The organism is Paenibacillus sp. SORGH_AS_0306 (assembly GCF_030819345.1).
GTDB lineage: Bacteria > Bacillota > Bacilli > Paenibacillales > Paenibacillaceae > Saccharibacillus > Saccharibacillus kyungheensis.
The window spans coordinates 371,845-384,336 of record NZ_JAUTBP010000001.1 but is presented as its reverse complement, the minus strand read 5'-3'; the positions used below and the strand labels follow the sequence as shown (position 1 = coordinate 384,336).

Here is a 12,492-nt window from a genome sequence, read left to right as displayed (position 1 = left end):
AGGTAATATGTAGTTTGTATATTACTGCTAAATAAGAATAATTTTTACTAATTAACTTATTAAGATGTTGACGCTTTATTCTATAATCAGTTGATCTTCTTTAGCAATACTTTTTTTGGAAAAAATAGGTATTTGATTCTTTAGACTCATATGGAGGTATGCAAAAAGGGTATTCTACGTGTTGTAGAATACCCTTTTTCTTGTAACAATGTATTAATTACCTTATTTGCGTTCTACGACAATATAAGCAGATTCAGATTTTACTGTTGCTCCCAAAATCTCTGCTACCGAACGTACAGGTACATAAGTTACGCCTTTAATTTTAACTACTTTATGAGTCATTGTTTTGGTTTTGCCATCGGTTACTGCTTTGTTAGAATTCAAAGATAATGTTGTCACAGCGCCAGTAATATCATCTGTTAATGTGATTTTTTTAGTCGCTGGGTCCCAAGTGAATTTGGCATCTAACTCTTCAGCAAGTTCTTTGACAGACATTAATAGTACACGATCTTTGGTGATCACATTGTAAGAAGCATACGATGGATCTTTATCAATATAGATCGATTTTTCGGTAATGTGTGCTACATCATGTAACAACAAATACACAGGTGAAGTTTTATCAAAGCTACGCAAGAATGCACCTGGTGTCAAATCTTTTGAAGTGATATCAAGCACACCATTTGGTGTTGCAATTGGATCTGCTACAATATTACCGTCCACATTCCAATTTTCATTTTCTGTGTGTACATTGAACATACTGTAAGGCATATATTCTGAACTAGGCAAAGCCACTGTTAAGTCTACAATTTGCTTACGAGTATGCATATCTTTATCAAAATAAAGATCTAGGGATAGACGGGTATTTGTACCAAAAACTGTTTTGAACTCAGGCTCTGCTGATACTTCTTTTAGATATTTATCATATTCAGCTAATACATCTTTCAAAAAGGATTGAACCTCTGTATACGATTCATCAACAAATTCTTCTTTAGTCTGATCTAACGTTAAATAAGCCATAGCTTGTTTCTCATCAGCATTCATTTGTGATTCAGCATAAGTGATAAAGTCATATAACGTAGCTAACAGATCACGCCAGCCTGCTTCATCTGTAGAAATACTTGTTAAAAACGGTTTGACCAAAGTGATAAATTCTTCACCCGTTAGCTCAATGTGTAAATGAGTCAGATCCACTGATTCGCCATATACTTCTTGAGTCACCGAATCTACGGTTACATTAGATGGATTAGGCGCATGCTTGAAAAATAAGCTAGCTGATTTGGTAATCAACTCTTTTGCTTGATCTTCAATTTGATTCATAGTTAGATTGCCAGGTAAAAAAGCCATTTGTTCTTCTGTAGTGAGTGGTATGTATAATGGCTTTTGCGCACCAGATAGAGCAATCGTAACTCCTTTCGTATCCATAAACATTTGGAATGGTAACGTCATTCCACTGTAAGCGATACCACCTTCAATCGAAACGTTGCCATTATCTTGAAGTTTGGCATGATCAATATTCAATTGCATGCCGTTTAACACTGTTGCTAGTTGGCGTTCTTGTGCCGAAGCTGTTGAAGTAGGTGTTAATTGAACTGCAAGGGATTGCTTGGATTCAATCGATTTGACTTTGAGATCACCAACCATTGCGCTGTTAATGTCTAAATTACCTACAGCCTGACAACCTGACAATAGAACAAGAAGCAGAACTAGTGGTAAAATAACCCATTTTCTATTTTTCATAATGTTCCCCTTTCGATATTAGATTCTTTTTTATTATCCCAGTTAAAGCGATATTTGTAAAACCTCAATATCGTCATCAACTCATGATATTGTATACTAAGTATAAACAATAAATAGGGTGCTGGAGGATAACACAGTGATCAAAAATGAGAAAATCAAAGCGATAGAAGTACATTTAACTGGAATTGATGGAGAAGACCTAGGGATTGTACCTACTGCCGAAGCTTTGCAAATGGCAAAAAAATTAAAAGTTGATCTTGTATGCACTTCTTTATATAGTAGCCCGCCTCCTTGCCAGCTAATCTCAGCAGGAGCTGCCAAGCAAAACAAACAACAATCTAAAAAAAGTGATAAACCTATCAAAATCAAAGAAATTCGCTTAACTGCTAATATTGAAGATCATGATTATGAAACGAAAAAAAATCAGGCTGAACGTATTCTACAATCGCATAATGCTGTATTACTTGTAGTCAAAACACAAGGTAGCAAAGAATCAGCTAAAGCTAAAACGATTATTGAAGAATTGTTGCGTGATCTTCAAGCATCTGGAAAAGCCAAAACAGGTATTCAAGTGAGTGGCAAACAATCTATGGTTCAAGTCGATCCTTTATCTTAATATAGACTGCATTACAAAAAAGCGTATTTCTTCTTCTTCAGAGGAAATACGCTTTTTTTATTAACTGTTACTTACTCGTAGTGATCTTTCTCTAACAGATGATTCGATTCAGCCAGCGACGAAGAATGATGAGAACGATGATGAATATGATTACTCCAATAAGCGAGCACTCGTTGTAGATCGGTATTGATCACAGGCTTACTAATAAAATCGTGCATACCTGCTGTCAAACAACGTTCCCGATCTTCTTTTCTAGCAAAAGCAGTGACCCCCACAATAATTGGCATCTCTTCATGAGCATAATGTTGATGAATCTGTTGAGTAGCTTCGATTCCATTGATCACCGGCATCTGTACATCCATAAAGATAAGATCGTATCGATGTTCGATAGCTTGTTGGACTGCCTGTTGCCCATCGGTAACCAGATCAGGATCATAGCCGTATTTGTGTAACATTGCCAGCAGTACTTTTTGATTAGCAACATAATCTTCTGCTACCAGAACACGCATAGGATAATAATCTTGAACTACCACTACAGGTTCTATTCTCTGTATAGGATGTGAGATATCTTCTTTTGCCGAAGACATACCGGGCAGATCATTCAGTTCCGAAGAAACTTCCAATTTCAACACAAAATAAAATTCAGCCCCGCTATTCTCATCGCTGGTTACATCAATACTTCCACCCATTAATTCGACTAGCTTTTTACAAATAGATAATCCCAGTCCTGTCCCGCCATATTTACGGTTTAACACAGGATGCAATTGGGAAAAAGGTTGAAATAACTGGGATTGTTGATGAACTGGAATACCAATCCCTGTGTCTTTGACTGAAAATTCAAGCCATGTATCTTCACAAGTGGCGGATTGTCCTTCTTCCCGTTCTAACGGACGAACCTGTACTGTAATTGAACCTGTATCTGTAAATTTAATCGCATTTCCCACCAGATTGACAAGCACTTGACGAATACGTCCTGCATCTCCTACAAACCACTGCGGTATCGATTCATCTATTTTGAAGATGAAGTCTAACTGTTTGTCTTGGGCTTTAAAAGCAAATAGTTCTTTGACATTATCCAAAATCGCTCGTAAGTTAAATGGCTCTGTATTCAGCGTCATTTTGCCTGCTTCGACTTTACTAAAATCAAGAATTTCATTTAGTAAATGCAGTAGCGTTTCACTACTATTACATACGATATCCAGATACCCTTGCTGTTGTTCATCCAATTCTGTATCAGCCAGTAATCCACTCATCCCAATAATCCCGTTCATTGGTGTACGTAACTCATGACTCATGACAGACAAAAATTCAGATTTGGCGCGGTCTGCACGTTCTGCTGATTCTTTTGCTCGAATAATCTCTTTTTCTCCAGTGATATCGCGAAATACAATCACTGCACCACGTTGTTCTCCATGATCGATAACAGGCGTTACCTGATAAGCCGCTATAAAGCTAGAACCATCTTTTTTCCAAAATACAGTTTCTTCTTCTTGATTGGGCTTACCTTGACGAATCGCTTGAATAATCGAAGAATTTTCACCAAGCACATCATCATCATGAATGCCCCAATTACGTATTTGATTGGAACGAACAGACTCAAATATATCTTCCTCTTCAATATCCAGACCTAACATCATCGCACCGGCATGGTTAATAAACATCCCTTTGCCTTCACTATTAATACTAAAAATGCCTTCAGAAACCGCATTTAAAATCAATGAATGTTCATTGCTAAGGCGCTCAATCTGATGAATGTATTGTTTTAATTCTGTGATTTCTGTGACTATGCCATATAATCCAATCACTTCACCATTGGCTACTATAGGTACATTAGTAATATTCGCAGGAAACAGTGAACCGTCTTGACGATATACATTTAGCTCATACGTCTGCGGGATTCCTTTTTTGGCTAGTCTAGCATGATGAATAATCCGATCCGTCTGATTTTCTTCAAATAGAGGCAGTATTGATTGACCGATCAAATCATAACGTGAATATCCTGTAATCTCTTCGAGGCTACTATTCACAGAAATAAAATAACCTTTCAAATCGACAGCACATACTCCAGAAGGATTATTTTCAAATAAAGAACGATAACGATGTTCATTATCTTGCAGTACCATTTCTAAATGCTTACGTTCGGTAATATCTCTTGATACTGCTGTATAACTATACGAATCGGTGTCCTGATTATGCATATACCGACTTGTTGTTTCTAACCAGACATAATGCCCTTTCTGATGACGACAACGAAATACAACAGTTTCTTTCTCATTTTTACGTTCACGTACACCTTGTAGAAAATGAATAAATAAAGGTAAATCTTCTTTATGAATATGGCTATATCCCGGGCTTCCTATCAGTTGTTCTGCTTCATACCCCAGAATAAGCTGACAGGCAGGAGATACATACAAAAACGTAGAATACTCATCATCCGCGTGACGGGAGATCATATCTAGTGAATGTTCGGTAATCATGCGATACTTCTGTTCACTTTCCCGTAATTGTTCACTGATCATATAATGTTCTGTAATATCTTGAGCAAGACCGATTAATTGCAAAGGTTTTTTCGTTTCTTTATCGACAATAGCTTCCCAGTATCCATGAATAACTTTCTGTATATTGCCCGGTAATAGAATACGATACCTTGCTTCTTCACTCGTTTCCTGATGGATCGCTTTTTCGATACATTGTTTAACCTGCTCTACATCATCGGGATGAATCACAGCCAAATACGAATCTAGATTCTGCTCGACCAATAGTACATTTTTTTCATAAATACGCCGAATATCTTTGGAAAAGTAAATTATATTTTCTTGCAAATCCCAATTCCATGCGCCTAATAAAGCCATACGGTGAGCATGAGCAATAATATCTTCTTCTGATTTTTGCTTGGTTACATCCTGAGCAATAGCTAATACTTTTTCAACATTGCCAAGGTCATCTCGCATTAACTGTGTGAAAATTTCTAACCATATATAATGACCGTCTTTATGTTTGACACGTCGAATAAATGTTTTATCGTCGGCATACATACTGCCCGGTTGATGCATCTCTTGAGCGTCTTCTTCGTGGTAATATTCCATTCGCATTTTAGATACCATTTCAGAAGGTTCATATCCCAGAATCTTTTTGACCGATGGAGATACATATTGGATATTACCATCAGGTTCACTAACAGAAATAATATTGGAAGAATTCCGTACAATCATCGAATGCAAATCTTCTACTTCTCGATCTTTAACCACATTGATATACATCATCACATATTGCAATGTAGATGTATTATCAGCAAAAATATAAGAAACTTGTAACGACAACCAAACAGGTACATGATCTGCATTCATCCAGCGTCTTTCTGCTTTTTCTAATGTGCTGTTTGTGGTATGGTCTAGCCACTCTTCTGCTACTTTCCATGTAGTTAGTACATCTCGTAGTTCAGATTCTTCATACTTTAATATTCGGCACAACGCAGGATTGGCTTGTATGCATATCCCTTGAGCAGAAAATATAGCAATACCCTCGGGAATATTTGCATACATATGTGCCAGTACAGATTCTTCTGGGAAAGAAGCATTAACCACAAACCCATCCTCCTTTAATCATTTATCAATTCATACTGCTCTAAATTCGCAAATCTCGCGAAAATTGCAGTCTTTGCATTTACGTTGTGAAGGCATCGGAGTAAAAAAGGATTCCGGTTTGGGGCGATTGTAGTAATCATCATCTAAACAAGACTTCATTTCTTCAATATATCGACCGATACTTTGTTCCACTTTACCGATATCTTCTGTCGTGATGCGGTACTCCTTATGTTCGCCTGTTACCAGATATTCAACACGAATCTGGATTTTATCAAGCGGCATATTATATTTTTCTTGTACATAGGAGGCATATAAGTATAACTGATCCGAGAAGTCATCTTCTCGTCCTGTTTTCCAATCTACAATCACCACTGTACCATCTGGTTTGCGGTACAATAAATCCATTTTTACATAGACTTTTGTATCAAACAATATCATCGTATCCCATTTTTCGATTTCCAAAATCTTCATATCACGCCGGGTCACTTCTTTCCATGTGAGCGTGTCATATAAATGCCGTATACACTCTTCTTGCCGTTGCTTAATCGTAGCAATTCGGCTGTTTAGCGTATCGTCACCATAATATATTTCAGAAAGCATCGTATGGTATTTGGGACTGTTGATCCAGGCTTCTACATCTTGAGATTGAATATACGCTTCATTGAGTAATTTGCGCATTTGTTCTAACAAAAATGCTTGTCTTGGAGCTGTTTGAGATTCTTCCCATTGCCGAAGCGCAGATTCACACATCCGGTGAGCCAGATCACCAAACAATAAATAAAAATTACGTAACTGCTTTAAACGGTAAGCGTGTATTTGCTCGTCTGAGCCTAACTTTTCACTCCACCCATTATGTGCAGCATAGTAATGAAAATAATATTTGCGTAAACATTCATCGAACATATTTGCTCTAGATTGAGAATAAGACCATTGCGGGTATTTTGCCATGCTAAACAGCCTTTCTATGACTTTAAACTATAGATTGTCATTATAGTTTAAATTATAACAAATATACGCCCATAACGATGCAATTCTATCTATTTTATTCATAACGATAAGAAAGTATTTCTGTACATAAAAAAATCTGTAGCACCTATAGGCACTACAGATTTTTGTTACGTGTAAAAGAGCGGTCTATTTTAAAATATCGACCAATTTGGATAATACAGCAGCCATTTCTTCACGAGTGACTTCCTGATTAGGACGGAATGTCTGATCTGGATAACCACTCATCAATCCCAGTTCATTTACTTTCTCGATACCTTGTGTTGCCCAAGAAGATACTTTTTTAGCATCTTTATATGTTACAGATGTTGTAGAAGATGTTGTAGATTCTGGTAACATTCTACCGATCATTGTTGCTAATTGTTCACGGGTAATCGAACGTGTTCCGTTAAATCCATTATTGTCCCCTACCATAATCCCTTGTGTAGACACTGCTTTGACATATGGCTCTGCCCATGCTGGTATTGCATTATTGTCCGTAGTGACAGAAGCCGTAGACACTGTCGGAATATCCAGACGTAGCACTTTAGCAAGCATGACTGCCATTTCATAGCGATTTACTGCTTGTTGTGGATTGTAGCTACCTGTTGCATCACCTTGTACAATATCAAGACTCATTAACTTCAAGATATCTTTATTCGCCCAGCTATTTATCGTATCTTGAGGTTGAGCGATATTGGAATTAGCTATGACTGAAGTCCAAGCTCCCTGTGGTACAGTTGCTTTCAAATCTGTATTATCACGTGTTGTCGGTACTGCAATCCATTTATCCCAGTTGTTATCGTAGTAATAGACAAGCGCATTCGTAGATGGATTGTTTGCTGGTAAGCTCACGGTATCTGCTGTTGCTTGAACAGGTGCTACGATGACAAGTACATTCGGACTCGATGTCAGTACAGGCACTGTATTTCCAGCCGACGGATTAGTCTTAGTTGGCACAGATGGTGTACCGTTAGTAGACGAATTATTTGGTGTAGCTTGCGGTTGCGCTCCTCCATTACCACCTGTAGCTGTCGGTGCAGACGTAGGTGACGATTCTGGATTCACAGGTGCAAAGCTAATCGGTGTACTTGGCTGATTGTTCCCTGTTTTTTTGTCTGAGTCGGATTTGCTGGATGTTGGTTTGCCTACTTCTAGTGAATATATTTTTTTTGTTTCAGAAGAATGTGACCAAATAATTAATTTCATCCCCGATGTGATGATTCTCTCCTCATTTGAAAAGGTTCCTGAAGTTGTTAGTACCTCACCCTCTGCATTGAAGGTATACCTCAGATTAGCTAAGAACTTACCTACTGTCAGGTTATTTGGTAAATTACGAATTGTTGATCCTGCGATCGACCCGTATCCACTAGAAATTAAGTCTGGCGATATCGGAGAATGAACCATAAAGTTCCAACTATTTTTATCATCTAGACCTTCAAATGGATTACCAGCTACATCGACAAAAGTACCTTTATTGATTTGTACATAATATTTTGTATATTCATTCAATGGATTAGCTAATGCAAAGCTAACTACACTACCACTGTGGAAAAAAGAGTCGCTAGACGTTGATCCAGAAAGAACAGGTATCTTTTCGATTAATTGATCGTCATTGCTTCGATATATCGAGATACTTCCATTTCCGTACTTGATAAATTCATTAAATTCTATATTTAATTTAGGATCCAATTGATCAACTTCAATTCTAGGATCTATTCGTATCATATAAGGGGCTTCATAATCTGCAATACTGAAATTCCAATGTGAATCTCCATAAATGCCTGCATATGGATGCCCTACTTCATCTACAAATAGACCCGAATCAATATTAATGTAATAAAGTTCGCCGCTCTCTGCATCTTGGAACTTAAATTCAAAACCTGCGCCACTATAGATCGAGTATCCTGAAATATTAAAGCCAGATAAGACTCCATCGACTGAAGAGAGTCGACCGACTTCCACATTATCGGAAGCTCTGTAAATATGAATTTGTCCATAGTTCATGTGTACACGCTCGCTAAATTCCAAACGAAGAGATGGATTAATTAGCTCATTGTTTCCATCGTGATAATCTGTAATCGTTTTAGCTGTCGGTGCTGTTAAATCTGGTGTTTTAAATGTCCACCCATTGTCACTTACCAACCCTGAAAATCTATTTCCGGAACGATCGACTACGGTTCCCTCTTCAATGTTTACATAGTACTCGGTATTTTCTTCTAATGCTTCTGGGATTTCAAAACTCATTACTATGCCACTCCAAAAATGTTCCTCGGTTGAAGTGAATCCAGATAAAACTTGAATTTTTTCGACAAGTTGATGGTCATCACTACGGTAGATAGAGAGGCTTCCATTCCCAAATTGCACACGCTCATTAAAATCAAGATGTAATCTAGGCTTTAATGTCTCCATCATTTGACCAGTACGAGGTTCTACTCGTGTCAAATAAGGAGCTCTTTGATCTTCTCCTGCAATCGTGAAATTCCAATCCGTATCGTTATGAATTCCACTATACGGTTGACCAATCATATCGACAAATACACCCGAGTCGATCAGCACGAAATACGATTCACTTTCTTCACCATCTACAAATGCAATATCGATCGAACCACCACTCATGCTAGCTGTCGCTCCATACCCAGACAGTATATATCCACTTGATTGAGATAAAGAGGCGATTTGCATCCCATCCCATTGTCTATGAATAGTGATATGACCCTTTTTTAACTGCACAGGTTCACTAAACTGCATCACGATATGTGTTGTTGGACCATCTTGATATTCATAATGATTTGCTTCTAAGGGATGGATATCCGGCGTTGTAAAGGTCCATGCTTCTTTGGGATGAAATATAGCATAACCGGACGAACGATTATCCGCCAAATCATAAATAGCATAGGGATCCACTTTCACATAATAGTGGGTATTTCCTTCTAAATTCGAAGGTACAGGCAATTGAACAAGAGCTCCACTAATCATAAGTTGTCCATTATGAGTCGTACCTGAATTTACTTGAAATTCTTCTACTAGAGAATCATTAATACTCCGATAAATGCCAATCGTGCCGTGACCAAATTTTACATTTTCATTAAATTGCATACTCATGTATGGCTTTAATGTATCAATCTGTTTCTGTGGGGAATAGTTGACCAGATAAGGCGATTCCCAGTCCTGTTCTGCAATACTGAAGTTCCATTGTGATGTACCATGAATCCCTGCATATGGATGTCCTACTTCATCAACAAACATACCTGAATCGACATTGATATAATAGGAGTCGCTAGTGTATGGACCCATCATCATAAATTCAAATCCTGTTCCGCTATGAATAAAGTATCCTGAAATATTGAAACCGGACAATAATCCATCAATTGAAGAGAGTCTAAAAACTTCCAGATTATCGGAAGCCCGATAAACATGAATGTATCCATCTTTTAATCGAACACGTTCACTAAATTGTAAACTTAAACGCAAATTGGATAAGACGGTATTATCATCTCGATAATCTGTGATTGTTTTAGCTGTAGGTGCTGTTACATCTGGCGTTTTGAATGTCCACCAATTGTCACTGGTTAACCCTGAAAAATCATTCCCTGAACGGTCGACCACTGTTCCTTTTTCAATATTGACATAGTACTCTGTATTTTCTTCCAATGCTTCTGGGATTTCAAAACTCATTACTATGCCACTCCAAAAATGTTCCTCGGTTGAAGTGAATCCAGATAAAACTTGAATTTTTTCGACAAGTTGATGGTCATCACTACGGTAGATAGAGAGGCTTCCATTCCCAAATTGCACACGCTCATTAAAATCAAGATGTAATCTAGGCTTTAATGTCTCCATCATTTGACCGGTACTAGGTTCTACTCGTGTCAAATAAGGAGCTCTTTGATCTTCTCCTGCAATCGTGAAATTCCAATCCGTATCGTTATGAATTCCACTATACGGTTGACCAATCATATCGACAAAAACGCCAGAGTCGATCAGCACGAAATACGATTCGCTTTCTTCTCCATCTACAAATGCAATATTGATAGAACCACCACTCATGCTAGCTGTCGCTCCATACCCAGACAGTATATATCCACTTGATTGAGATAAAGAAGCGATTTGCATCCCATCCCATTGTCTATGAATAGTGATATGACCCTTTTTTAACTGCACAGGTTCACTAAACTGCATCACGATATGTGTTGTTGGACCATCTTGATATTCATAATGATTCGCTTCTAAGGGATGGATATCCGGCGTTGTAAAGGTCCATGCTTCTTTGGGATGAAATATAGCATAACCGGACGAACGATTATCCGCCAAATCATAAATAGCATAGGGATCCACTTTCACATAATAGTGGGTATTTTCTTCTAAATTCGAAGGTACAGGCAATTGAACAAGAGCTCCACTAATCATGAGTTGTCCATTATGAGTCGTACCTGAATTTACTTGAAATTCTTCTACTAGAGAATCATTAATACTCCGATAAATGCCAATCGTGCCGTGACCAAATTTTACATTTTCATTAAATTGCATACTCATGTATGGCTTTAATGTATCAATCTGTTTCTGTGGGGAATAGTTGACCAGATAAGGCGATTCCCAGTCCTGTTCTGCAATACTGAAGTTCCATTGTGATGTACCATGAATCCCTACATAAGGATTGCCCACTCCATCTGAAAATAGACCCGAATCCACATTGATATAATAAGCCTCACTACTCAATCCACTTGACAACTTAAATTCAAATCCTGTTCCGCTATGAACCGAGTATCCTGAAATATTAAAACCGGATAATGATCCATTAATGGAAGACAATCTGCCCACTTCCATATCATCCGAAGATCGATAAATATGAATTTGTCCATAGTTTAAGCGCACGCGTTCACTGAATTGTAATCCTAGACGCAACTTGGATACATCTGTATGATCGTTTCCGTAATCTGTGATCGTTTTAGCTGTTGGCGCTGTAAAGTCTGGCGTACGCATAACCCAGGCGTACGGACTACTGATTCCTGAAAAATCATTCCCATCTGTATCTTCAAAAGTACCTGGGGCTACTTTTATATAATATTCTAAGCTATCTGCCAATTCTTGCTTGGTTGTCACACGAATAGTGTGTTCATCTATAAAAGAATATGTAGCACCTTCCATGTAACTTCCGGAAATCGAAATATTTTCAACTAATTGATCATTATCTGTACGATAAATTTGAATAGAACCTTGGCCTAATTTGATATTTTTTGAAAATTCCATTTGAAGCACTGGCTCAAGTGTCATTAATCCTGAATAGCGAGGAGCATAATTCACCATATACATATCAGAATAACTATTAGCTTGCATCGTTTGAATAGCAAGTTTCGAAGTATCCGATTCTCCATATACATCATTATTAACAGAGGTATTCTGATCGGACTCTGCGTTAGATTCAGTTGTTGATTCTATTGCTGCACTCGCTTGAGAAATCATAGGTGTATACATATTTGTCATCTGAATAAGTGTAAGACTGATACCTATTGCTTTTGTTGATTTCTCCCATTTTGTTTTCTGAACTTTTCTTTTTAATCTTCCCATGTT

Annotated in this window: 5 protein-coding genes; 1 reads left to right on the top strand and 4 read right to left on the bottom strand. The window is 37.7% G+C overall.

Annotation, left to right across the window (positions count from 1 at the left end; translation table 11 throughout):
• Positions 1–222 precede the first annotated feature (222 nt).
• Positions 223–1,737, bottom strand: a complete 1,515-nt coding sequence (locus tag QE450_RS01575) for a copper amine oxidase N-terminal domain-containing protein (protein ID WP_307296266.1) — start codon at positions 1,735–1,737, stop codon at positions 223–225.
• A gap of 136 nt (positions 1,738–1,873) precedes the next feature.
• On the opposite strand from QE450_RS01575, the gene infC reads away from it, so the two are divergent.
• The gene (infC, locus tag QE450_RS01570; RefSeq protein ID WP_301261745.1) at positions 1,874–2,353 is read left to right on the top strand and encodes a translation initiation factor IF-3; all 480 of its coding nucleotides are present in this window, start codon (positions 1,874–1,876) and stop codon (positions 2,351–2,353) included.
• A 71-nt stretch (positions 2,354–2,424) separates the two neighbouring features.
• Here infC and QE450_RS01565 read toward each other — a convergent pair whose 3' ends face one another.
• The 3 genes from QE450_RS01565 to QE450_RS01555 all read right to left on the bottom strand — a co-directional run bounded on the left by QE450_RS01565 (position 2,425) and on the right by QE450_RS01555 (position 12,489).
• Complete coding sequence (locus QE450_RS01565; RefSeq protein ID WP_307296262.1) at positions 2,425–5,937, bottom strand: PAS domain S-box protein; 3,513 nt, start codon at positions 5,935–5,937, stop codon at positions 2,425–2,427.
• Between the two features lie 30 nt (positions 5,938–5,967).
• Complete coding sequence (locus QE450_RS01560) at positions 5,968–6,885, bottom strand: PD-(D/E)XK nuclease family protein (protein ID WP_301261747.1); 918 nt, start codon at positions 6,883–6,885, stop codon at positions 5,968–5,970.
• Between the two features lie 186 nt (positions 6,886–7,071).
• Positions 7,072–12,489: an Ig-like domain-containing protein gene (locus QE450_RS01555; protein ID WP_307296258.1), complete on the bottom strand. Its 5,418-nt coding sequence runs from the start codon at positions 12,487–12,489 to the stop codon at positions 7,072–7,074.
• Between the last annotated feature and the right edge of the window lie 3 nt (positions 12,490–12,492).